Source organism: Streptomyces sp. CA-181903 (assembly GCF_050937075.1).
Classification (GTDB): domain Bacteria; phylum Actinomycetota; class Actinomycetes; order Streptomycetales; family Streptomycetaceae; genus Streptomyces.
The window spans coordinates 1,711,871-1,735,745 of record NZ_JBNJLY010000001.1; the positions used below are offsets into that span (position 1 = coordinate 1,711,871).

The window sequence follows — 23,875 nt, forward strand, 5'->3', positions numbered from 1 at the left end:
CCCGTCATGGTCGTTCCCGGACGGGTGAACGGTGAGTGTTCTTGAGGGGGTTCACTCCAACGGGTGGCTTCCGTCTGCCAATTCGAAGCACGCGCAACAGGAGGGTTCTCCAGTGGCCTCGTTACCTCAATCACCGCGTGCCTGAGCCACCCCGCTGCCGCCTTGCCCCGGTCCGCTCCCCCGGCTTATGGGTTTTCCCGACCGGGCGGTGCCCCGGCACTTGCCCGCCGCAGCAGATGAGGCAGCACGGCTTCGGCGACTCCGCTAACGGAGCCGTCCGAGTGGAGGAGTTCCATGACGGGCACCTCCTGGTCGAGACGCCTGCGGAGTGCGGTGACGAGTTCCATGCCCATCAGGGAGTCCATGCCGTACTGCTGGAGGGGCCGGTGCCGGTCGATGTCCTCGGCGGGCATGCGCAGGACGCCGGCGATCATGGTGGCCATGAGGTCCTCGACGAGGCGCGCGGCCTGCTCGGGGTCCTCCGCGGTGGTGAGCCGGTGCAGGAAGCCGGACAGCGGCTGGCGACCGGTGGGATCCGTCGGGGGCCGGACGGGGGCGAAACGCGGAGCGACCATGGTGGGAGCGAGGGTTCGAAGACGGTTCCAGTCGAATCGGCCGTGGACGCCGTGTTCCCGGTTCTCGCCGATGAACACGGCGAGGGTGGCGAGTGCGTGCTCGGGAGCGACGGGCGCCACACCCATCGCGAAGAGGGTGTCGGTGAGGTTGTTGCGCGCCACGTAACCGGTCCGGCCGATGGATCCCCAAGCCATGGCGAGGTCGTTGGTGGACGAGACGCGGCGGCGGTGGCGTACGAGGGCTTCCATGGCGAGGTTGGCGGCGGCGTAGGCGGCCTGTCGGGGGGTGCCGACGAGTGTGGCGGCCGAGGAGTGGACGACGAGGTCGGCGTCGGGGCAGTGGGTGTGCAGAAGGAGGGCGCCGGTCCACTTGGGGGCGAGGACGTCGCGGAAGCGGTCGTCCGTGAGGTCGGTGAGGGGCGCGTCGTCGAGGTGCATGGCGGCGTGGACCACGCCCCGGACGGGCCGCCCCTCCGCTTTCACGGCCGTCATCAGGGCCTGTACGGCTCGGGGGTCGGAGATGTCGGCCGCGTGGGCGTGGGCGTTCGCGCCCTCGGCCCGGAGTTCGCGCAGCAGCCGGGACGCCCCGGGGTGGCGGGGCCACGGCGGCCGACGAGGTGGAGGTGGCGGGCCCCGTGCCGGAGGAGGTGGCGCGCGGTCTCGGCGCCCAGACCGCTCAGGCCACCGGTGACGAGGTAGGCCCCGTCGGGATCCATCCGGAGCGGGCGGGGCGCGCTGTGGACGGGGAGGGGGTCGTCGAAGGTGATGACGATCTTGCCGATGTGCTGGGAATGCCGCATCAGGGCGAAAGCCTCGGCGATGCGGTGAGCCGGGTAGCGCACGTGGGGCAGAGGGGTGTAGTGGCCCGCGTGTACCCGGGCGAGGAGTTCCTTCCACACGGTGTCGGCCTGCCGGGGGTTCTGCCACAGGAGGTTGGCCGCGTCCACGGTGAAGAACCCGGCGTTCTCGGCCAGGGGTTTGAGCAGCATCCGCTGGTTTTCGTAGATGTCGCGCTTGCCGAGCTCGACGAAGCGGCCGCCGGGTGCGAGAAGAGCGCGGGTCCGGGCCGCGGCGGTACCGCTGAGGGAGTTGAGAACGACGTCGACGCCTCGCCCGCCGGTGTGGGTGCGGATGGCGTCGGCGAAGCCGTGAGTGCGGGAGTCGAGGACGAGGTCGGCGCCGAATGCGGCGACCACATCGCGTTTGGCGGGAGTGCCCGCGGTGGCGATGACGCGAGCCCCGATGAGGCGGGCGTACTGGAGAGCGGCCAGTCCCACACCACCCGCGGCGCCGTGGACCAGCAGGGTCTCACCGGGCCGCAGGCGGGCGAGGTGGTGCAGGCCGTGGTGGACGGTGAAGAAGGCGGCCGGCAGCGTGACCGAGTCGGCGAACTCCATCTCGCGGGGAAGGGGGTGGACCGCGGCGGCGGGGGTGCGCACGTGGGAGGCGAAGGCACCTGGGAACAAGCCCATCACCCTGTCGCCCACCACGACGCCGGTGACCGATGTGCCCACGGCGGTGACGACGCCGGCTCCTTCCAGCCCGAGGTGCGCGTGGGTGAGGAGTCCCTTCTCGGCCACCGGTGGCAGCAGGCCGGTGGCGACCATGATGTCGCGGTAGTTCAGAGCGGCCGCCCGCACCTCGATCACCACGTCGTGCGGTCCGGGAGCGGGCACGGGCACGTGCTTCCAGCGCAGCCCGAATCCCAGCCCCGGGTCCCGCAGTTCCAGCCGGCATCCCGTACCGCTGCCCGGCCGGACGGTCTCGGTGCGAGGAGCGGCCGGCCGCACCCGCGGGACGAAGCGTCCACCGCGGGTCAGGGCCACCTCGTCCTCGTCACCCGCCGGAGGGGGCGCGAGGAGTTCGGCGGCCAGCCGGGAGGCGTTCTCGTCGGCGTCCGGCCCGCGGTCGAGGGAGATACGGCGTACGGCGACGGACGGCATCTCGTTGGCCAGGACGCGGGCGGCACCCCAGAGTGCCGCGTGGCCGGGGTGAACGGGGCGTTCGGGGGACGGGAGCGCCCCGCTGGGGTGGGTGACCAGCACCAGGCGGTCCGGCGGGGTGCCCATGGTCTGGACGGCCCGGGCCAGGGAGCGCAGCGTCGCCGCTCGACGGACGGCGAGCTCGGTGTGGGCCTTCGCGTCGTCGGCCGCTTCTTCGTCAGCGGTGGTGCCGAGGATCAGGACGACGGACCGGTGGCCGTCCCGCCGGAGGAGGTCCGCCCACTGTTCCGGGCCGTCGGGGCAGCGTGCCGTGGCAGTGACGCATCCCCAGGTGTCCAGGGTGTCGGCGGTGTGCCTGCTCAGGTCCTCCTGCGAGCTGTCCTCGGTCACCAGCAGCCACGCATCGTCGTCCGGGGGACTGGCGCGGGGCCCGGTGGCGCGGGGGCGGTGAGCGGAGCCCTGGCCAGCAGCAGCGAGAAGTGATCCCGAAGCGGCGCGGTGGCCGCGCCCAGCTGTACGGTGTCCTCGAACCCGCTGTCGGCCAGGACGCCGGGCCAGCGGTCGCGCGCCAGGAGGAGGCTGTCCGGGCGCAGTTCGTGGTCGTCGGGGTTCCAGAATCGCTCCAGCGTGCCGAACGGCAGGGCCAGCAGGTACGGTTCGTGGACCTCGAGGGCGATGAGGTGGCCACCCGGTGTGAGCAGTCGGCGCAGGTGCCGGAGCGTGACGCGCAGATCCGAGGCGGCGTGCAGGGCGTACCCGGCGACGACGAGGTCGAAGGACGCCTCCCGCAGGTCCTGCGGAACCGGGTCGGCGTCGATGTCGAGGACGCGGTAGTCGATGAGGTGGTCGTAGTCGGCGTACCGGGTGCGGGCGGCGGTGAAGTAGGCGTTGGATACGTCGGTGAAGACGTAGCGGGCCCGGTCGTCGAGGAGGGGCAGGAGGTGGGCGGCCAGTCCACCGGTGCCCGCGCCGACGTCCAGGATGCGCAGGGGACGGTCATCGGGCCATGCGCGGATCAGCTCTGCCACGAGCGCGGCGGCCATGCGGTTGTGGTAGTCGCAGACCGGGCCGATGTCGTAGTGCTGGGCGAGCGGCTCCGGCCCGCTGTCCCGGAACATCAGCCGCAGCGGATCGATCCGGCCGCGCAGCAGGTCCGGCAGGTGCCGGGTGCATCGCAGGGCGAGCAGGTAGGAGGGCATGAAGCCGACGTTGTCGACCACGTCGTCCGCGTTCGGCAGCCGGCCGGGGGCCGTATGCCGCCACGTCCCGTTCCCGGCCACGACCAGCCCCTGCCGTTCGGCGGTGGCCAGCAGCAGCCCCACCAGCTTCTCGTACCGGGGCAACACCCCCGCGGCGCGCAGGTCGTCCCATGTGAACGTGGCCTGCCCGGGCAGCAGTGTGGTGACCGCGACCGCGCTGCTGTGTGCCAGCATCCCTTGGCACAGGGTGTCCAGCCACGCGTAGTGCTTTTCCGCCGAGGTCTGCCGCAGCGCCTGGACCGGGCCGCGCGCCGCGGCGGCCAGTTCGCCGGGGGACGGTGGAAGCCACGGGGGAACCGCCTGCCCGGGCAGCGGCGCCGCCCGCAGTACCGGGACGTACGCCTGTCCGCGTTCCTCGTCCGGCAGTGCCAGCCGCCGCAGGCGGCAGCCGGTCAGTTCGGCGGATACCGCGCCGTCGGCGTCGGCGACGGTGACGTCCCACACCACCTCGCGCGCCGAGCGCGACCGCTCGCGCACGTGGAACCAGCCGGAGGACGACGGGCGGGTCCAGTGCCGGAAGTGGTCCACGCCGGACGGCAGATGGCCGCCTCCGGTGCCGCGGTAGAGGAACGGCGCGCCGGCCTGGAGAGCCCCGTCGAGGAGGGTGGGGTGGATGACGTAGCCGCCGTAACCGTCGTCCGGCGGGTCGCAGTGGTAGGCGGCCAGCACTTCGCCGTCGCCCACGTGGAGCCGGCGCAGGACGCGGAAGGCCGGGCCGAAGTCCAGACCGAGGGCGGCCACGGCGGCGTAGTGCTCGTCGGCCTCCACCGTGTGCGGGGTGCGCTCGCGGATCGCCGCCACGTCGAGGGGGGCCGGCCGCGCGGAGGCCATCCGGCGGACACAGCCGCGCGCGTGCAGCCGCCAGCCGCCCGTCCGCCCGGCACGGCTGGCGATGCGGACGACGCCGTCCTCGTCGGACAGCGACGTCTGCAGCCACACGTCCATGGCCGCGTCCCACCGCAGGGCCAGGCCGAACGGGATGTCCAGGTCGACGATCTCGGCGGGGCCGCCGAGCGCCTCCCGCCCCGCGGCCAGGGCGAGTTCGACGTACCCGGCGGCGGGCAGCATCGCGTCCCCCAGGACCCGGTGGTCGGCGATCCAGGGGGTGCGGGTGCGTTCCACCGCGGCGTACCAGGCCGGTTCGAGGACGGGTGCGCGCTCGCCGAGCAGGGGATGCACCAGGATGCCGTCACCGCGGGGGCGCACATGGTCCTCGGGCGCGCCGAAGCGGTACGGTTCGCGCTGCCACGGGTAGTGCGGCAGGTCGGCCACCCTGCCGGGGCCGGTGAACCACCGTTCGGCGTCCCGGCGTTCGCCGCAGGCCGTCACCCGCGCGGCGGCCTTGACGACGGAGTCCGCCGTGCACGCGGTCCTCGTGACCGGAGTGACCACGGGGATGTCCGCGGCGCCCGTCGCCTCCGCCAGGGCCCTGCCCAGGACGCCCGCCAGGGCGCGCCGCGGAGCGATCTCCACCACCGACGAGGGGCGCTCCCGCGCCGCCCGCGCGACGGCGTCCGCGAAGCGCACCGGCCGGCGCACGTTGCCCCACCAGTACGCCGGCCCCAGCTCACCGGCCCCGACGCGGGCGCCCGTCACCGTGGAGTACATTGGCAGCCGCGGCGCGTGTGCGACGAGCCCGGCGAGCCCGGACCGCAGCGGCTCCTCGACCACGTCCATCGCCGCGCTGTGGAAGGCGTGGTCCACCTCCAGCTCCCGGAAGGCGACGCCCCGGGCCCCCAGCTCCGCACCGAGCGCCCGCAGCGCCTCGGCGGGCCCGGAGACGGTGACGTCCCGGGCGCCGTTGACCGCCGCCACCTCCAACTCAGGGCGGGTGCGCAGGACTTCCCGGGCCCGGCCCTCGCTCAGGCCGACCGCCGCCATCCGCCCCTTGCCGGCCGTCGTGGCCTGGGCGCGGCTGCGCACGGCCACCACCCGCGCCGCGCCCGCCAGGTCGAGCGCGCCGCAGGCGTACGCCGCCGCGATCTCCCCGAAACTGTGTCCGAGCACGGCGGCGGGCCGCACCCCGTACCGCGCGAGCAGCGCCACCAGGCCCACCTGGAAGGCGAAGAGCGCGGGCTGCGCCACGCCGATGTCCGTCATCGTCCCCGGCTCCGGCGTGTCCCGGTCGGGGGCCGTGACCAGCAGTTCGGCCACCGACCAGCCCAGCAGGGGGCGAAGGTGGTCGTCGGTTTCCTCGACGGCCGCGCGGAAGGCGGGCGCCCCGGCCATGAGCGCCGTGCCCATGCCGGCCCACTGGGTGCCGTTGCCGCAGAAGACGAACAGCGCGCCGCGCCCCGGCGTCCCGCTTCCGGCCCGGACGGAGGCGGCCGCGAGCATGCCGTCGCCCTCGGCCAGGGCCTCCAGCTTCTCGGCGGCGTCCCGCGGGCCGTGGGCCAGGACCGCCACCCGGTGCGGGTGCCGGCCCCGGCGGCACGACGCCGTCCAGCACGCGTCGGCGAAGTCCTCCCCGGCCACTCCCCGTACGTGCGCGGCCGCCGCACGAACCGCGGCGGCCAGGGCCCGTCCCGTCCGCGCCGACACCACGAGCGGCAGCGGTCCAGGCCCGGCGGGGCGCGTGCGGGGCCGGCGCGGAGGAGGCGGAGCCAGGACGACGTGCGCGTTGGCGCCGCCGAACCCGAAGCTGTTCACCCCCACCACGCCGCCGTCGCGGACCGGCACGTCGAGCATCCCGCCGACCGGGGTGAGGTTGAGCCCGTCGAAGTCGATGGCCGGGTTGGGAGGATCGCCGTGCAAGGACGCCGGCACCCGCCCGTGGCGGAGCACCAGCAGGGCCTTGAACAGCCCGGCCATTCCCGAAGCGGGCTCCATGTGCCCGAGGTTGGTCTTCACCGAGCCGATGGGCAGCGGACCGTTCGCGCGCCGCGTCGCCAGCGCCCGGCCGATGGCCCGGCACTCCACCGGGTCGCCCACCGGCGTTCCCGTCCCGTGCGCCTCGAAGTACAGCAGCTCGTCCGGGCCCACGCCGGCCCGTTCGTACACCTCCCGCAGCAACCGCTCCTGCATCGCCGAGCTCGGCACGGTCATGGCCGAGGTGCCGCCGTCGCAGTTGGTGCCGCTGCCGAGGATCACCGCGTGCACCCGGTCCCCGTCGGCCACGGCGTCGGCGAGGCGCTTGAGGACCACCATGCCGCCGCCCTCGGCCCGCACATAGCCGTCGGCCGCGGCGGAGAAGGCCGCGCAACGCCCGCTCGGCGAGAGCATCATCGCCCGTGAGAATCCCACGAATTGGTACGGGCTCATCAGCAGATGCGCCCCGGCCGCCAGCGCCACCCGGCTGCCGCCGTGGCGCAGCGCCTCGCACGCCTGGTGCACCGCGACCAGGGAGGACGAGCAGGCGGTGTCCACCGCCATGCTCGGGCCTCGCAGGTCGAAGACGTACGACAGCCGGTTGGCCGCGATCGACAGCGCCGAACCGCTCATCGAGTACGCCGACAGCTCCTCCGGCCGCGCCGCGACCAGACCCAGATGGGAGTTGTCGCTGATGCCCACGAACACCGCGGTGTCCGAACCCGCCAGGTCGGCCGGGTCGATCGCCGCGTCGTCCCACGCCTCGGCCGCCGTCTCCAGCAGCAGCCGGTGCTGCGGGTCCATGTGCACGGCCTCGCGCGGGGAGATCCCGAAGTACTCGGCGTCGAAGCCCGAGACGTCGCCCAGGTAGCCGCCCGCCAGCGTGTAGGCCCGCCCCGGCCGCTCCGGATCCGGGTCCAGGAAACGGGCGGCGTCGAACCGGTCCGCCGGCGGAGCGGAACCGATCAGGTCGCGCTCCTCGGCCAGCGCCTCCCACAGGGCGGGGAGTCCGGTGATTCCGGAGGGAAGACGGCACCCCACGCCCACGATCGCGACGGGAGTCACGGAACGGCGCGGTGCACCGGTTGGGGACGGGCCGGCCTCCATCAGCGGCTCCCAGCGGAGAAGGCCCCGGCGGGGCGGGTCGTGGTCCGACCTCTGAGACATGTCCGGATGAGCGGCCGATAACACGCCAAGAGGCGTTATCAGTCGATGGATACCAGCCCCGAACGGCTGTCGGCCGACGGCTCGGTGAGCGTCCCGGTGGGGGACGGCGAGCCGGCCGCGGGGCCCCGGCGCCCGACGGCCGGGCCCCCGCGCTTGAGGCGGCCACCCACGCGGGCGGCCGCTCGCGAGGGCGCGAGGGCGCGAGGGCGCGAGGGCGCGAGGGCGCGAGGGCGCGAGGGCGCGAGGGCGCGAGGGCGCGAGGGGACATGGAGGGCGTGAGGACACGGGGGGCGTGGGGACGCGACGATGTGAAGACGCGAGGGCCATCCGGCCGGGGCCGTACGAGGACGTCCGGCCACCCGGCGGCGGTGCCACCCGGCCCGTCAGCTCACCACTCGTCCCCGCAGGATCACCCGACGCGGAGCCGCCAACACCCGTACGTCCTCCCGGGGGTCCGCCCCGTACACCACCACGTCCGCCGGTGCGCCTTCCTCCAGTCCCGGGCGTCCCAGCCACGTACGCGCGCCCCAGGTCGCCGCGGTGAGCGCGGCGGATGCCGGGAGGCCGGCCTTGACCAGTTCGCCGACCTCCTGGGCCACCAGGCCGTGGGCGAGCGAACCGCCCGCGTCCGTCCCGACGTAGACGGGGATGCCGGCGTCGTACGCGGCCCCGACGGTGCGGTAGCGCCGCTCGTGCAGCCGCCGCATGTGGTCCGCCCAGCGCGGGAACTTCTTCTCCCCGCCGTCCGCGAGCCGCGGGAACGTGGCGATGTTGACGAGCGTCGGGACGATCGCGACACCACGCTCGGCGAACAGCGGGATCGTCTCCTCGGTCAGCCCGGTCGCGTGCTCGATACAGTCGATCCCGGCCTCCACCAGCGGCGCCAGCGACTCCTCGGCGAAGCAGTGTGCCGTCACCCGGGCGCCCAGCCGGTGCGCCTCGGCGATGGCCGCCTCGACCTCGCCGCGCGGCCAGCAGGCGGCCAGGTCGCCGGTCTCCCGGTCGATCCAGTCGCCCACCAGCTTGACCCACCCGTCGCCGCGCCGCGCCTCCCGCGCCACGTACGCCACCAGGTCCTCGGGTTCGATCTCGTGGGCGTAGTTGCGGATGTAGCGGCGGGTACGGGCGATGTGGCGGCCGGCGCGGATGATGCGCGGGAGGTCGTCCCGGTCGTCGACCCAGCGGGTGTCGGAGGGCGAGCCGGCGTCGCGCAACAGCAGTGCCCCGGCCTCCCGTTCGGTCAGCGCCTGCTTCTCGGCGGTCGCGGCGTCGACCGCGCCGTGCGCGTCCAGGCCGACGTGGCAGTGGGCGTCCACCAGACCCGGCAGCGCCCAGCCCTCGACGGTCGTGACGTCCCGGGCGCCCACCGGGCGCTCGAAGGTGATCCGGCCGCCGGTCACCCACATCTCGTCGCGCACCCCGCCGTCGGGGTCCGGGCCGGTGAGCACCCTTCCCTTGATGTGCAGCACCGTGCTGTCGTGCGTCATGTCCTCTCCCGTCCGGCAGGCGTCACCGCGCCACCGGCGGAACGGAGGCGTCCGGTCCGCGGGCGGCGATCGATCCTCGCCAGTCTCCCGCCCGGATCCGCCACCGCAAGTGTCACCCTTGTCACCCTTGTCGCCACCGGCGTGGCCATGACGTCCCCCGGTCGGGGTGGTCCTGGTCGCGACGGTCCCAGTCACGACGGTCCCGATTACACCGGTCCCGGTCACGCCGGTCCCCATCATCGCGGGCGCAGCCGCCACAGTCCCCCTCGCCACAGTCCCCGTCGCCACGGTCCCCGTCACCACGTGCACGGTCACAACGCCCCCGTCACCGCGAGCACGGTCGCTTCGCCACAGCCCCCGTCACCACGGGCCCGGTCACTTGCGGCCGGCGACCATCGTCTCCGCGCCCGCCAGATGCCGCGACCAGGTCTCCCGGAAGCCGGCCTCCGCGAGCCAGCCCCGGCAGTCGGCGGCGGTGCAGTCGAAGCCGCCCGGGGTCTCGATGAGCATGTTGAGGCTGCCGAGCAGCCCGACGAGGTTCTCCCGCCGGTCGTCGTCGATGAAGCTCTCGTGGATGACGACGAGGCCGCCCTCCGGCAGCGCCTCGTACGCCTTGCGCAGCAGGGTCCGCTTCCCGGCCAGGTCCCAGTCGTGCAGGATGTGGCCGAAGAGGAGGACGTCGGCGCGGGGCAGCGGGTCCGCGAAGAAGTCCCCGGCCGTGAAGGAGAGCCGGTCGGCCGGACCGCAACGCTCGCGGTGCCGCTCGAAGTTGCCGCGGACGGCCTCCAGGTCGAGTCCGGTGCCGCGCAGGTGCGGGTGGCGGTGGAGGATGTGGCTGAGCATGGCGCCCTCGGCGCACCCGATGTCGGCGACGGTGCGGTGGGCGGACCAGTCCACGGCCTCGGCGAGGGCGTCCGCGGAGCGCGCGGTGAGCCCGGTCATCGCGTGCTGGAAACCGGCCAGCCGCTCGGGGTCCTTGTAGAGGGTGCCGAACAGCTCGCCGCCGTCCTTGATCTCGTTCTGCGGCTCGCCGGTGCGCAGCCCGTCGGCGAGGCTGCCCCAGAAGCCGTAGAGCCGGTTGTCGTACATCTCCAGGGCGCAGCCCACGTAGGCGGGGCTGCCGCGGTCCAGGTAGCGGGCCGTGACGGGGGTGTTGCAGTACCGTCCGTCGGGGCCGGGGCCCCGGTCGAGCAGGCCGAGGGCCACCAGCGCGTCGAAGAAGTCGCGGGCGGCGCGCGGGTGGAGGCCGAGCCGGGCGCGCAGTTCCCCGGCGGTGAGCGGCGCTTCGGCCAGTTCGGTGAAGACGCCGAAGCGGACGGCGGTGAACAGCACCTTCGACGCCTGGAAGCCGAAGGCGATGCGCAATATCGAGTCCAGTGCGCCGGAGCCGCCCCGCGGGGCGGATTCGAGATCGTTCACATGCACTCCTCGGGTGTTCGGACGGTCGCGTGTGGTGTCGAAAGTGGACCATGCCGTACCGCTCCGTCCAGTCCCTGCTTCTCATCGGGGCGGTGCTGTAGCCGTTCTGACACCGAGTGGGGGGCGGGCAGCGGCGGAGCGTGAACCCGCCCCCCGCCGCCTACCCCCTGTGAGGCGTATGCCCGTCGCCTACGCTGTGCCCGTGATCGACAGACCGCCGACCGGCGCACGGCCGCCCGCGCACGCGCGCTCGTACGCCCGCACCGCGCCGTGACGCCCGGCTCGCGCCCGGAACCGCGCGCCCCCGAGCCAAGCACTCCCCTAACGAGCACGCCCGAGCCAAGCGCTCCCCTAGCGAGCACGCCCGAGCCGAACGCCCTCCTCACCGAGGGCATACCCGGCCCGGGCGCCCCCACCGGCGGCCCGCGCACCCCCACCGACGGCCCGCGCACCCCCAGCCTCCCGATCCGCGACCTGGTGGGCCGGCGCGCGCGCCTGCGCTGGGTGCACCTGCTGATGGGCGGCGCCCTGGTGATGCCGTACTTCCTGCTGGCGAACGTGCTGCTGTCGCTCGTCCGAGGGGGCAAGGGCACCGACGCGTTCTTCTCCCCCTTCGTCCAGTTCACGACCTTCGCCGCCGCGCTGCCGCTCGCCACCCTCTCGGCGCTCCTCTTCCCGTTGGTCCGCCCGCTGGAGAGCGCCATCGCCCGCGCCCTGTGCGGCGTCGACGAGGCCGACCTCGCCACCGGCCCGGCCCGCACCTGGGCCGAACGCGCCCGCCCCGCCGCCTACTTCACCCTGCACCTCACGCTGGGCGGCATCGTCAGCGGCATGTCCCTGGCCGCGCCGCCGGCGGCCGTCGCCCTGTGCGTGATGCCGGGGCTGGACCCGGACGCCCCCGGTCGCCTGCCCTGGTTCCGCCTCTTCGGGGGCCCGCTGCTGCCCCTGCTGGCGCCGCTCTCCGGGCTGGGGCTGATGGTGCTGCTCGCGATCACGTCCCGGGCGGCGGGCGCCGTGCTGGCGCGCTGCGCGCCCGTCCTCCTCGGCCCGACGGCGGCGGACCGGCTGGCGGCGGCCGAGCGGCGGGCCCATGAACTCGCCCTCCGCAACCGGCTCGCCCGCGAGCTGCACGACTCCGTCGGGCACGCGTTGAGCGCGGTCCTCCTCCAGGCCAGTGCCGCCCGCCGGGTCCTCGACCGCGACCCCGACTTCGCGCGCCGGGCGCTCGCCTCGATCGAGGAGACCACGCGCGAGGCGGTCGGCGAACTCGACACCGTCCTCGGCCTGCTGCGCGAGGACGGCCCGTCCGCCACCGCGCCCGCCCCCACCCTGGCCGACCTGGACGCGCTCGTGGAACGCACCCGCGCGGCCGGCGGCGAGATCGCCCTGACCGCGCCGGAGGGGCTCGGCGCGCTGCCGCCCGTCGTCTCCCGTGAGGCGTACCGGATCGTCCAGGAGGGCCTCACCAACGCCCTGCGCCACGCGGGCCCGGTGCCCGTGCGGCTGAGCGTCACCACCGACACCGAGACCCTGGAGGTCACCGTGGAGAACCCCGTCGGACGCACCCCCGCCCGTACCCGCGGCGGCGGCGGCCGCGGGCTGACCGGCATCGCCGAACGCGCCCGGCTGCTGCGCGGCACCAGCACCGCGGGCGCGCGGGACGGCGTATGGCGCCTGTCCGTCCGCCTGCCGCTGAACGGCGCGCCACGATGACCGCGGCCGCCGCGGACACCGGCACCCTGCGCATCGTCGTGGCCGACGACGAACGCATGGTCCGCACCGCCCTGTGCGCCATCCTGAACGCCGAACCCGGCATGGAGGTCGTCGGCGAGGCCATGACGGGCGTCGAGGCCCTGTCCGTCACCCGCGCCGTGCGGCCGGACATCGTGCTGATGGACGTCCGCATGCCCGAGGCGGACGGCATCCGGGCCACCGAACGCATCCTGGCGACCATGGACGCCCCGCCGCGCGTCATCGTCGTCACGACCTTCGAGAACGACAGCTACGTGTACGACGCCCTGCGCGCCGGCGCGTCCGGCTTCCTCCTCAAGCGGGCCGGCGCCGACGAACTCGTCGACGCGGTACGCCTGGTGGCCCGCAGCGACTCCCTCCTCTTCCCGGCCGCGGTCCGCGCCCTGGCCGCCGCCCACGCCACCGAACGCACCACCCGCGCCGAAGCCGACCGCCTCCGCGCCCGCCTCTCCGACCGCGAGGCGGAGGTGCTGCGCCTGATGGCCGAGGGCCTCTCCAACGCGGAGATCGCGGAACGGCTGTTCCTGGGCGCGGCGACGGTGAAGACGTACGTGGCCGGGGTCCTCGCGAAACTGGGCGTCCGGGACCGGACGCAGGCGGTGGTGAGGGCGTACGAGACGGGCTTCGTGTCACCGCGGTGAGAACCGCGCGGGGCGCGGGTCCGGGGTTCGGGGTGCGGTTCCGGGACGCGGTCCCGGCATCCGGGGCACAGCCCCGGGGGTCCGGGGCACAGCCCCGGGAAATGGTGAAAGGGCGGGTCCGGGGCCCCTCCCCCACCCCACCCCGCACTCACCCCACCGCGCACTCCCGGACCGCCTTCGCGAGAGCGGCCGTCTCCGGCGCCGCCCCACCGGGGAACGCGAACCGCCGCCGGTTGTAACCGAAGGCCAGCCCGGCTCCGGGGTCGGCGAACGCCAACGACCCGGCCGCCCCGCTGTGCCCGAAGGACCGCGCCCCCAGGAAGGGGTAGCGCTCGGACACCACCACGAACCCCAGCCCGTACGCCTTGTATTCGCAGTCGACCAGATCGCGCCCGGCAGCCTGGATCTCGGCGGCCCGCTCCGCCGTGTCGGGCGTGAGCAGCGCCTCCCGCCCCTCCACCCCGCTCACGGCGGCGGCGTACAGCCGGGCCAGCCCCCGCGCCGACGCGACCCCGCCGATCGACGCCGTCCCGGCGGCCCGGAACTCCCGCGTATTGGGCAGTTCCTCCAAAACCGTGGGCGCCTTCGCATAGTTCCGGTTGAAGGCGATGCCCGGCAGACTGTCCGGCCCGTGCCCCGCCGCCGCCTGCTGCCGCTTCTGATCGGGCGTCGGGTCCATCGGCTGGGTGCAGAGCCACCGGCCCTCGTGCTCCTCGGGCAGCCCCATGAAGAAGTCGATGCCGTACGGGGCCCGGATCCGCGTCTCGTAGACCTCCCGCAGGGTGAGGCCGGTGACGCGGCGGACGACCTCGCCGGTCAGCGCGCCGACGACGAACGCGTGGTAGCCGAAGGCGGCGCCCGGCCGCCAGTACGGGCGCTGGGCGGCCAGCCGCTCGGCTATCGCGCGGTCGTCGCGCAGTTCCTCGGGCGTGAATCCGCCGTCCGCGCCGACCAGGCCCGCCTGGTGGGAGACGAGCTGCCGCAGGGTGACGTGTTCCTTGCCGGCCGCCGCGAACTCCGGCCAGTAGTGCCGCACTTCGCGGTCCAGGTCCAGCGTTCCGTCCTGGACGAGCAGCGTGACGACGAGGTGGGCGGCGCCCTTGGTGCACGAGAAGACGCCGGTGAGCGAGTCGCCGTCGATCTCCGGGCCGCCCCACAGGTCGACCACGCGCCGCCCGTGCACGTACGCGGCGAGCTGGGCCGCGTGCCCGGCCCGCTCCTCGGCGAGCGTCGCCGCGAACACCTCGCGCACCGGCTCGTACCCCTCGGCTACCGTCCCGTGGACGATGGCGTCGGACATCGCGTCCCCCGTTCCCGTCGCGTTCCCGCGTCGTGTACCAACGTGATCGACGTGATCAACGTGATCAACGTGATCGATCGAATCGATCAAAAAGAAAGGCACACCGTACAGCCGTCAAGATCACCGCGGTATTCCACCCGGACACGATGTTCCGCCGGGTCATGGAACCGCAAAGCCCGATCACGCGTTGAACGGATCATGACCGCTATGACCCCCGGCTCGAACATTCCGCTCTCCGTCACCCGTGTGACGGTGGACGTCGCCGCGCCCGTGCGGCTCGACGTCTCGGGCCTGCTGCTCACCGCCGACGGCAAGGTGCGCTCCGACGACGACTTCGTCTTCTACAACCAGCCCACGGGCCCCGGCGTGACCCACCGCGCCGGAGCGGCCGGCGCGCCCGACTCGATCACCGTCGACACGGCCGCCGTGCCCGCGGGCATCGAGAAGATCGTCGTCACCGCGAGCCTCGACGCCCCCGGAACCACCTTCGCCGGCACCGAACCGACCGCGACCGTCCGGGACGCCGCCTCCGGCGCCCCGCTGGCCACGTTCACCCCGCCGAGGCTCGGCACCGAGACGGCGCTGGTCGTCGTCGAGGTGTACCGGCGCAACGACGCCTGGAAGGTACGGGCGGTGGGCCAGGGGTACGCCGACGGACTGGCGGGCATCGCCACGGACTTCGGCGTGAGCGTGGAGGAGCCGCCACAGACCCCCGCGGCCCCGCCGGCCCCGCCCGTCGCCCCGCCGGCCCCGCCCGTACCCCCCGCCCCGCAGCCCCCGGCAGGCGCGTTCGGCGCCCCGGTGCCGCCCGCTCCCCCGGCCCCGCCGGTGCCCCCGGCCCCCGCCCGGGCACGGGCAAGGTCAACCTGGACAAGGGCCGGGTCAGCCTCCGGAAGAACCAGACGGTCTCCCTCGTCAAGGGCGGCCGCCCGCTGACGCAGTCGGTCCGGATGGGCCTCGGCTGGGAGCCCGCGTACGGCGGCCGGGCCATCGACCTCGACGCCTCCGTCATCGCGTACGGCCCCCAGCGGAACATGATCGACGCCTGCTACTTCGGCAAGCTGATGATCCTGGGCGGCGCGATCCAGCACTCCGGCGACAACCTGACGGGCGACGGCTCGGGCGACGACGAGAGCATCACCGTCCACCTGGGCGGCCTGCCCCCGAGGTCACCGGCCTGGTCTTCACCGTCAGCTCCTACAGCGGCCAGAAGTTCACCAACGTCGCCAAGGCGTACTGCCGCCTGCTCGACGGCCAGACCGGCGAGGAACTCGTCCGCTTCGACCTCACCGGTTCGGAGCCCAAGACGGGCGTCCTGATGTGCAAGTTCATCCGCCAGTACTCGGGCGAGTGGGAGATGACGGCCATCGGCGAGTACGTGAAGTCGAAGACGGTCCGCGACCTGGTCACCCCGGCGGCACAGGCGCTCTGACGGACGCCCCGGGCGCGCCGGCCCCGGCGAGCGCGCCCGGGGCGTCCGCCCCAGCCCCCACCAGCCCGCCCGGCGCTTGAGGACAGCACGCGGGACGGGCCCCACCGGCCCGTCCGGCGTTTGAGGACTGGGGGCACCCCCTCTGGGGGAGCGCGCAGCGCGCTTCGGGGGTGCGGGAGCCGGCCCCCGCAAGAAACTGGGGGCACCTCCCCGCGGTAGCTGGGGGAGAAAGGGTGGGGCCGGGGCACCCCTCACCCCGCAGCGACCCGCGCCAGCCGCCGATACGACTCCAGCAGCGCCTCACGATCGAACCCACTCGTGGTGACGAGCACCTCGTCCGCCCCCGTCCGCTCCACCAATCCGGACAGCCGCCGGGCGACCTGCTCCTCCGTCCCGTACACCGGACCGCGCAACGCCCGCTCGAAATGCCCGCGTTCGCGGTCGGTCATCACCCGGCCCTCGATCTCCTCGGCCGGCTCCAGGGGCGGGAAGACGCCGTGCGTGCGGGAGTACGCGAGGGCCCAGGCCTCCGGGACGAGCAGCCGGCGGGCGTCTTCCTCCGTCGCGGCGACGGCGATGTCACCGGCGAGCACGACGTACGGTTCGGCGCGCCCGGCCGACGGCCGGAACGCCTTGCGATAGCGGGAGACGGCCTCGACGAGCCGGTCCTCCCCGCGCAGCCCGCCGATCACCAGCGCGGCCCCCGCACGAGCGGCGATGTCCGCCCCCGCGTCGTTGGCGAGAACGAACAGCGGCACCCGCAGCCCCTCGGCGGGCCGAGCGTGCACCTGCGGATACGCGGCGGCCCCACCGTCGAACCAGGCGGCCAACTCCGCGAGCCGCTCCTCGAATTCCTCCACCGCCTCCTTGCCGACCCCGAGCGCCCGCCGGATGCCGTCCGTGAAGCCCACGGACCGCCCGACCCCGAGATCGATCCGTCCGGGAAAGAGCGACTCCAGCACCCCGAACTGCTCGGCGACGATCATCGGCCGGTGATTGGGCAGCATCACGCCACCGGTGCCCACCCGGATCCGGGACGTGGCGGCGGCGACGGCGCCCGCGAGCACGGTGGGGGCGGATCCTGCCACCCCGGGCACGCTGTGGTGCTCGGACACCCAGAACCGCAGGTACCCGAGCGCCTCCGCCTCCCGCGCGAACCGGACGGTGTCCCGCAGCGCCTCCCCGGGCGGCCGCCCCCGCCGGGTACGGGAGCGGTCGAGGACGGAGAGAGGGATACGTGTGCGGGCCACGTTCCCTTGCAACGTCAGGGACGGGAACCGGGATTCCCCGGGCTCCACCGGGGCGGTGGGCTCAGCGGGGGCGGCGGGCTCAGCCGAGGCGGCGGGCTCAGCAGCTCCCAGAGGGGGCGCGACCCGGCCGCCCACGCCCCGAGCGTACGGCGATCGACCACGTGCAGCCGCTGCTGCCGCGCGAAGGCCACGGCCGGCCCGGTGACCCGCCCGTTCGTCACGATCACCGCGACGTCGGCGCCGTGCACCGGACGGGCGGTGCCGTTGAGAACCTGGAGGTCGGGCGTGCCCACCGCGGAACCGGCCGGACCGCTCCGCCGGTGCTTGCACTGCACCACCCACCGCCGCCCGTAAGGGTCGGTGCCCTTCACGTCGGCGCCGAGATCGCCCCCGCCCCCGACCCGCACCGCGTCCCGGTACCCGTCCCGGAGCATCAGGTCCCGGACGGCCTCCTCGAACCGGGAATGGTGCAGGGCGTCCAACTGGGTCAGCGCGTAGCGCAGGCCCCGCGCGCGGACCGCCTCCCACCGGGCCCTCTGCTGCCTGCGGTGGAGTCCGGCACCGCCCGTCACCAGCGCCAGGAGCCCGATGGCGGCCATCACCCACCAGTGGTCCAGCAGCCAGTCGACGACGGCCGCCGCCAGCGCGACAAGCAAGCCCGCGGCCAGGAGAAGGCCGACCGCCCGGTCGCCAGTCCACCGCTGCCGCCGCCTGCCCGGCCTGCGACGGCGCCGCGCCGACGGCCGCCCCGGCGGTCGCCCACGCGTCCCCGCCCGCCTCCCGCGCGCCCGGGGGCTCACCGGCCGGCCTGCGTAATGCTGTTCGCGAGCCGGCCGAGGATGTCATGGATGCCCCGGCCCACCGAAGTGGGCGCGATCAGTACACCCAGCGCCAGCACGATGACGACGGTCAGCTTCTCGTCGTTGCGGCTGCGGGACTGCGTACGCCGTCCCAACCGCAGCACGACGATGACGGCGAGCAGCACCGCCACATCGATCGTCACCAACCGCCTCGACCTCCCCCGGCCACCGGCCGTCACCACCACGGGCGGCGGCACGCGCCGCCCCGCCTTCCTGTGTAGCCGCGTCCGCATGGAGCCGTTGCCGGATTCCCTGTAGATGGCACAAAGCAATCGGACCCCTGTCCGGATAACGCGCGGCCGGAGGTCGGCGTGGCGCGGGGTGATGCGGTGCGGTGCGCTGCGACACGACGAGATGCGACCCGACGAGCTGCGGTGCGGCACGGTGCGCAGTGGCGCGGTGCGACGCACCGCGCTCGGCGCGACACGACCGCCCGCCGGCCGTTCGCCGACCGCCCGCCGATCACCACCGACCAACCAACCGCCGCCCACCAACCAACCGCCAGCCACCGGCCACCGCACCGGCCACCACCAGCGGAACCAACCATCCCGCATGGCCTGTTCCGCCCCCATAGGTCCCGGCCATCCTCTGGCACCCCGCGCCGTGATGCCCTGGTCAACGGTGGAGCGCGGGTGCTCGTTGAGGCTCGTGTGGGGAAGCCGGTGGGAGCCGGCGGGCGGGTAGGGCGGATGAGACCGGTGGGATCAGGAGCGGGGGTGGGCAATTGTGGCAGGGACGCATTTTTGTACGGTCTCCACCCCTTTCGCCAACGTCCGGCCCGCGTCAGCCTGGTTCGACACGGCGAAGGCCCGTCACCCCCTGTCCCGCATCCGGCTCCGCTCCGTTTCACTCCACCTCGCGAGCGGCAAAGTGGGGCACTTCGCCCTGTGCGCGGGGGCGGAACCGGGACATCGAAGGCGGCGGACCGGCCTTGGGGAGGGCGGCATCGCTCTGCGTGCCGGCGTGCACGGCGCGTTCCCCCCAAGGCTCCGCGCGGCACCGGAACCGGAATCCTCCGGGCGAACTCCCCGCCGTCCGAGCGGAATTCCGGGACCGGCCGCCCGGCCCGCGCCGTCCACGGAAACCCGAAAGGAAGAACAGAGGAGGGAAACGTCATGCCCGAAAACGCCTCCCCGCCCCCCGCCGAAGCACCGACCCCCGCCCAAACACCGATTTCCGCCGAGGCGCCGACCTCCACCGAGGCGCCGGCATCCATCGAGACACCGCCCCCCACCGAAGTGCCGACTCCCACCGCGCCCTTCACCGTGACCCCGGGCGGGCCCCCCGACGTCGTCCTGGCGGTCGGCGGCGAGACCGGATATCCGGGCATACGCATGGAGTCCACCGGCGACGAGCCGGTCCCGCCGCTCGACGTCTACGTCGCCCTCCCCCGTGGCATGGGTCTGGATTTCCACGCGGAAGGCGGCACCAACTGTCTTCTGACGGTTCTGAACACCCATGGAAAGGCGACCACTTACCCCGGGACTCCGTCACCGGACGGCCATTCCCTCACCTTCCAGGGCGTCGACCCGGGCCTGCCCGCGAAAGGAGCGAAATCGACGGCCTGGGTCGCGGTGACCGCGACCGACAGCGCCCGTCCCGCGAGCACCGGTCTCACCTTCTGCCTGGGTGAGGTGGCCGCCTCCTCCACTCCCGTCAGGATCGTCGACGAAATCCCCTTCTCCGTATTCCCCGGCGGCCCGCCCGACGTGACGCTCGACCACGACCACCCGGTCGGTTACCCGGGTGTACGGGTCCGGGCGGACGACGACGGGACGGTCTCCCCGCAGGACGTCTACGTCGCCCTGCCCCGGGAAAAGGGGCTGCGCTTCTTCGCCGAGGGCGGCCCGAATTACGGACTCACCGTGCAGGACCGGCAGGGCACGCAACATGTGTTCCCCGGCCACGCGTCGACGGACGGACAGGCGCTCCTCTTCCCCGGCGTCAACCTGTTCCTCTCCGGGACGGATACGGAATCGACGGTCTGGGTCGCCGTGAAAGCCGAGTCGGCCGACGCCCCGCAACCGGATCTCTCCGCCCCGCCCAAAGAGCCGACCGCCCTCACCTTCTGCGTCGGCGTCCGCACCGCCCGCTCCACACCCGTCATCGTGGACGCGCGGCCCTGGTGAGTGTGAGCCCGAGCCCAAGCGCGAGTCCGAGCCTGGGACCGAGCACAAGTCAGAGCCCGAGCCCGAGCCCGAGCGTGTACGCACGGAAGGAGCACCAGCCCGTGGACCCGGTGACGGCCACCCGCCCGCCCAGGCCCGTCCTCCCCAAGAAACCGGGCAGCATGACCGTCATGGCCCGGGTGTACGGATATCCCCCGGCCCACAACGCGGGATCCGAATGGATGCTGCACTCGATGCTCAGGCCCCTGGCGGAACGCGGTCACCGCGTGACGGTCTGGCTCTCGCACCCCGGAACCATCGAGGAGAGCTACGAGATCGACGGAGTACGGGTCGTCCCTTTCCAGGAGGGCTCCGACTTCGCCACCGAGGCGCAGAGCGCGGACGTGCTCCTCTCCCATTTCGAGAACGTCCCGCTCGTCTCCGGTCTCGCCCGCGCCCGGCAGATACCCGTGGTCGTGATCTGCCACGACAATTTCGCCACGAGCTACCACAACGCGGCCGGCGCCGATCTCGTCGTCTACAACAGCGAGTGGATCCGACGGGACGGCGAGATCCACTACGCCCGCTATCCCGCCGAATTCCTGCCCGGCCGCACGATCGTCGTCCGCCCTCCGGTCATCGCGGAGGACTACCGCACCGAACCCGGCGACCACGCCACCCTCGTCAACCTCAACCCGGACAAAGGCGGCGACCTCTTCTGGCAGATCGCCGCCTGGACACCCGAATGGCGCTTCCTCGGCGTCAAGGGCTCCTACGGAACGCAGGTGCTGCCGCCGACCCGCCTCCCCAACTGCGAGGTCGCCGACGGCGTCCCCGGAAACGACATGCGCGAACACGTCTACAGCCGCTCCCGCGTCATGCTGATGCCGAGCCTCTACGAATCCTGGGGACGCGTCGCCGTCGAGGCGATGGCCTCCGGCATTCCGGTGATCGCCCATCCGACGCCCGGCCTCGTCGAATCCCTCGGCGACGCGGGAATCTTCGCCTACCGCGACGACCTCAACGCATGGCTGCACGCGCTGGGTTCACTCAAAGACCCGGTGAAATGGGAACGCGCCTCCCATCGCGCGAAAGCCCGTTCCGACGAACTGAGCGCCACCCCCGACCTCGACCTCTGGTGCGAGGCGGTCGAGTCGCTGTACGACGCCCGGCGCCGGCGCTCCTTCCACGTCGCGGGCGCGCCGCCGGCGCCCGTTCCCCTCTCCGCGAGATAGCCGGAAGCGACGCGTCACAACCGTTCACACGCTCCAGCGAAGGAGGACCTCCATGCCGTCGAACGCCCCTGCCCCGAACGACGACTCCGCCGCCCCGCCCGTCGCACCCGTCGAAGGACGGAACCCCAACCTGGTCAAGGACGGCGGCTTCCAGGCCGGCCCCCGCTTCAACGCCACCGAGTGCGGCTTCAGCCAGGCCGTGGCCGTCGGCGGCGACAACGTCCGCCTCATCTACTGGGACTACGGCGCCAGCGGCAACAGCAACGGCCAGCCCGGCGCCAACCCCGGCGACTACATCGACGTCGACAATCACGAGTACTCCTTCGCCCAGAGCGACGCCGCGGGCGAGGTCGACGGCAGCAACTCCGTCGACCTGGTCGGCCGCGGTAACGCCCGCCACGGCTTCGTCGGCCAGCACCTCACCGGCCTGATCCCCGGCGCCCAGTACGACGTCACCTTCTGGGCCAGCTCCCCCTGGTACAACGAGCCGCCGCACTACACCTCGATGCACTACAGCGTCACCGACGGCAGGCTCCGCGAGGGCGGCAAGTCGCTCGACAGCGACTACATCGCCGTCCCCCAGGCGCGCAACGACCCCATCCCCGGCGGCAGCTGGCGCCGACAGTGGAAGAAGTACCAGAGGTCCTTCGTCGCCCAGTCCCCCGACGCGTACCTCGCCTTCACCGACGAGACCGCCGACGGCTACTGGACGGGCACCATGCTCGCCTGCGTCGCCGTACGGCTCTCGGCCCCCGGCCACGACTACCGCATCGCCGGCACCGATCCGGAAAGCTCCGCCGCCAACCCCCTCACCGCCCCGAAGGACACCCCCTTCAGCGCCTTCCGCCTCCGCTTCCTCGACGAGACCAACCAGCCCCTCTCGGGCCAGGACGTCGTCCTCCGCCTGGAACCCCACTCCACCGGCTCCCACTTCTCCTACGGCGGCCAGGCCCCGCTGACGTACCCCGGCAAGACGGACGCGGGCGGCTGGCTCACCGTCCCCGCCGGCACACTTCAGGCCGGCCCCCAGGACGGTCCCATGCAGATCACCGCGCAACTGCGCGGTACGGATCTCAGCGGCCAGGTCGACCTGCGGGTCGGACCCGCCGCCTCCCGCTTCACCCTCTCCCCCGGCGGCTCACCCATCACGGCGACCCGCGCCGGCGAGACCCGCTACCCGGGCATCCAACTGCTTGCCGACTCCGACGGCGCCATTCCGTCGCAGAAGGTACGGGTGACCCTCCCCTCCTGCCGGGGCCTCGCCTTCGTCCCCGAAGGCGGCTACCAACTCACCGTCATGGACGCCCGCCTCTCCACCACGACCTACACCGGCACCCTCCAGGACGGCGGGCAGGCCCTCACCTTCGAGGGCGTCTACCTCGCCCTCCACGGCAAGGGCGCGACGTCCGCCGCCTGGGTCGCGATCAAGGCCCTCCCGGACGCACCGGTTCCGCAGGACCTGGCCCTCACCTTCCAGGTGGGCGACCAGACGTCTCCGTCGACGCTCATCCACGTACGGGCGTGAGTGACGCCTCCGCTCCGGGGCGCGTCAGCGCTCCGGAGCGGAGGGCGTGGGTGAAGGCGCGCCAGGTAGGGGTGGGGAAGTGCATCCGGGAGGAGTACGGGTACTTGCTATCTCTTATCGAGACGAGGCCAGGTATGTCGTTCGACGCTTCGATGCAATCACCCTCACCGTCGCTGTAACTGCTTTTGCACCACTCCGCATGGATCAGCTCGTGCATGCGTCGTACTCCTCCACAATTCGCTCGATCATGGCGATCGACGGGCCGATGGGCAACGCCGCGGCGCGGACCAGGTCGTAGCGGTGGGAGTGCCGCGCCACCGTCATCCCATCTCTCACGAGCTGGCCTTGCAAGCCGCCTTCGAGGTAAGCCATGCGGGGAGCGTTCCTGAAAGACAGCAAGGTCAACGATCCGCCCATGGCCGAGTGGCAGCCCGCCGAGAAGGGCAGAACCTGCACTTCGACACTGGGCGCCTTCGCCGCGTCCAGGACATGGAGTAGTTGGTCACGCATGACGGCGGGGCCGCCAACCGGACGCCGAACGACCGCCTCGTCCAACACCACCCACAGCAGAGGCGGGTCCGCCCGGCGAAGGATTTTCTGGCGGCCCAGCCGCGCCGCGACCTTTGCGTCGAGCTCGCCCTTGGACAGCCAGGGCTGGCCTCGTCCCATCAACTCCCTGGCGTATGCCTCGGTCTGCAAGAGTCCGGGGATGCTGTGCGCCAGGTACTTGTGCATGGCGATGGCCTTCGCCTCGTACTCCAGATACTTCCGGAACCAGTCGGGGATGGGCGCTCTCTCGATGTACTCCCTGAGCTCGATCAGGTCCCCGTCGGCCCCCAGCAGCTCATCCAGTCGGTCCGAGACCTTCTTGCTGGGGACCTCCTTGCCGAGTTCGAACTGGGCAATCCGGCTATGGGCGATGGGGACTTTGCCCCCCAGCTGCCTTTGGGTCCACCCGGCTCTCCGGCGAAGTCTTCTCAACTTCGAGCCGTACAGGGCGGGCAGGGACCTGAAGGGGTCGAGCTGCTTCGGTGGGGGCACGGCTGCCGTCCGTTTACGCGTAGCGATGCTGAAAACGTTACCGCTGGTGAGCGTAGCGCCACTGCGCGAAGCT

At 73.2% G+C, this 23,875-nt stretch carries 15 protein-coding genes and 2 pseudogenes; 6 read left to right on the top strand and 11 right to left on the bottom strand.

Going from position 1 to position 23,875, the window contains the following annotated elements; genetic code table 11:
- Positions 1-185: 185 nt before the first annotated feature.
- The 5 genes and pseudogenes from ACQEVS_RS07430 to ACQEVS_RS07450 all read right to left on the bottom strand — a co-directional run bounded on the left by ACQEVS_RS07430 (position 186) and on the right by ACQEVS_RS07450 (position 10,658).
- Positions 186-824, bottom strand: coding sequence for a beta-ketoacyl reductase (locus ACQEVS_RS07430; RefSeq protein WP_433027344.1), 639 nt, complete (start codon positions 822-824; stop codon positions 186-188).
- A pseudogene (locus tag ACQEVS_RS07435) lies at positions 816-2,644 on the bottom strand (SDR family NAD(P)-dependent oxidoreductase); the annotation flags it as partial. The gene ACQEVS_RS07430 and the pseudogene ACQEVS_RS07435, both read right to left, overlap by 9 nt.
- Positions 2,645-2,904: 260 nt before the next feature.
- On the bottom strand, positions 2,905-7,650 hold the full coding sequence (locus tag ACQEVS_RS07440) for a beta-ketoacyl synthase N-terminal-like domain-containing protein (RefSeq protein WP_433016888.1): 4,746 nt from the start codon (positions 7,648-7,650) through the stop codon (positions 2,905-2,907).
- 485 nt (positions 7,651-8,135) lie between these two features.
- Positions 8,136-9,239 (bottom strand): amidohydrolase family protein, encoded by a 1,104-nt coding sequence (locus tag ACQEVS_RS07445; RefSeq protein ID WP_433016891.1) that lies wholly within the window; start codon positions 9,237-9,239, stop codon positions 8,136-8,138.
- A 375-nt stretch (positions 9,240-9,614) separates the two neighbouring features.
- Positions 9,615-10,658 (bottom strand): methyltransferase, encoded by a 1,044-nt coding sequence (locus ACQEVS_RS07450; RefSeq protein ID WP_433016894.1) that lies wholly within the window; start codon positions 10,656-10,658, stop codon positions 9,615-9,617.
- A 270-nt stretch (positions 10,659-10,928) separates the two neighbouring features.
- Between ACQEVS_RS07450 and ACQEVS_RS07455 the strand changes: the two genes are divergently transcribed.
- Together ACQEVS_RS07455 and ACQEVS_RS07460 are read left to right on the top strand one after the other, a co-directional pair.
- Positions 10,929-12,371: a sensor histidine kinase gene (locus ACQEVS_RS07455; protein ID WP_433016897.1), complete on the top strand. Its 1,443-nt coding sequence runs from the start codon at positions 10,929-10,931 to the stop codon at positions 12,369-12,371.
- Entirely contained in the window at positions 12,368-13,051 is a 684-nt protein-coding gene (locus ACQEVS_RS07460) for a response regulator (RefSeq protein ID WP_433016900.1), read from the top strand. The genes ACQEVS_RS07455 and ACQEVS_RS07460 overlap by 4 nt, the downstream gene beginning before the upstream one ends.
- A gap of 148 nt (positions 13,052-13,199) precedes the next feature.
- Here the strand turns inward: ACQEVS_RS07460 and ACQEVS_RS07465 are convergent, their stop codons facing one another.
- Positions 13,200-14,351 (bottom strand): serine hydrolase domain-containing protein, encoded by a 1,152-nt coding sequence (locus tag ACQEVS_RS07465; protein ID WP_433016903.1) that lies wholly within the window; start codon positions 14,349-14,351, stop codon positions 13,200-13,202.
- A 207-nt stretch (positions 14,352-14,558) separates the two neighbouring features.
- Between ACQEVS_RS07465 and ACQEVS_RS07470 the strand changes: the two are divergent.
- A pseudogene (locus ACQEVS_RS07470) lies at positions 14,559-15,783 on the top strand (TerD family protein).
- Positions 15,784-16,034: 251 nt separating this feature from the next.
- On the opposite strand, the gene ACQEVS_RS07475 reads toward ACQEVS_RS07470, so the two are convergent.
- The 3 genes from ACQEVS_RS07475 to ACQEVS_RS07485 form a co-directional block, all read right to left on the bottom strand.
- On the bottom strand, positions 16,035-17,033 hold the full coding sequence (locus tag ACQEVS_RS07475) for an LLM class flavin-dependent oxidoreductase (protein ID WP_433016906.1): 999 nt from the start codon (positions 17,031-17,033) through the stop codon (positions 16,035-16,037).
- Between the two features lie 14 nt (positions 17,034-17,047).
- A complete protein-coding gene (locus tag ACQEVS_RS07480; RefSeq protein WP_433027347.1) occupies positions 17,048-17,701 on the bottom strand; it encodes a restriction endonuclease in 654 nt (217 codons plus the stop codon).
- Between the two features lie 128 nt (positions 17,702-17,829).
- A complete protein-coding gene (locus ACQEVS_RS07485; RefSeq protein WP_433016909.1) occupies positions 17,830-18,039 on the bottom strand; it encodes a hypothetical protein in 210 nt (69 codons plus the stop codon).
- Positions 18,040-19,008: 969 nt separating this feature from the next.
- On the opposite strand from ACQEVS_RS07485, the gene ACQEVS_RS07490 reads away from it, so the two are divergent.
- From ACQEVS_RS07490 to ACQEVS_RS07500, 3 genes are all read left to right on the top strand, one after another.
- Complete coding sequence (locus tag ACQEVS_RS07490) at positions 19,009-20,022, top strand: hypothetical protein (RefSeq protein WP_433016912.1); 1,014 nt, start codon at positions 19,009-19,011, stop codon at positions 20,020-20,022.
- Positions 20,023-20,183: 161 nt separating this feature from the next.
- A complete protein-coding gene (locus ACQEVS_RS07495; protein WP_433027350.1) occupies positions 20,184-21,236 on the top strand; it encodes a glycosyltransferase family 4 protein in 1,053 nt (350 codons plus the stop codon).
- Positions 21,237-21,288: 52 nt separating this feature from the next.
- On the top strand, positions 21,289-22,761 hold the full coding sequence (locus ACQEVS_RS07500; RefSeq protein WP_433016914.1) for a hypothetical protein: 1,473 nt from the start codon (positions 21,289-21,291) through the stop codon (positions 22,759-22,761).
- Here ACQEVS_RS07500 and ACQEVS_RS07505 read toward each other — a convergent pair.
- Both ACQEVS_RS07505 and ACQEVS_RS07510 read right to left on the bottom strand, forming a co-directional pair.
- Positions 22,742-22,978: a DUF397 domain-containing protein gene (locus ACQEVS_RS07505; protein WP_433016917.1), complete on the bottom strand. Its 237-nt coding sequence runs from the start codon at positions 22,976-22,978 to the stop codon at positions 22,742-22,744. The genes ACQEVS_RS07500 and ACQEVS_RS07505 overlap by 20 nt on opposite strands.
- Positions 22,966-23,802, bottom strand: a complete 837-nt coding sequence (locus tag ACQEVS_RS07510; RefSeq protein WP_433016920.1) for a helix-turn-helix domain-containing protein — start codon at positions 23,800-23,802, stop codon at positions 22,966-22,968. Before ACQEVS_RS07510 ends, ACQEVS_RS07505 begins: the two co-directional genes overlap by 13 nt.
- Between the last annotated feature and the right edge of the window lie 73 nt (positions 23,803-23,875).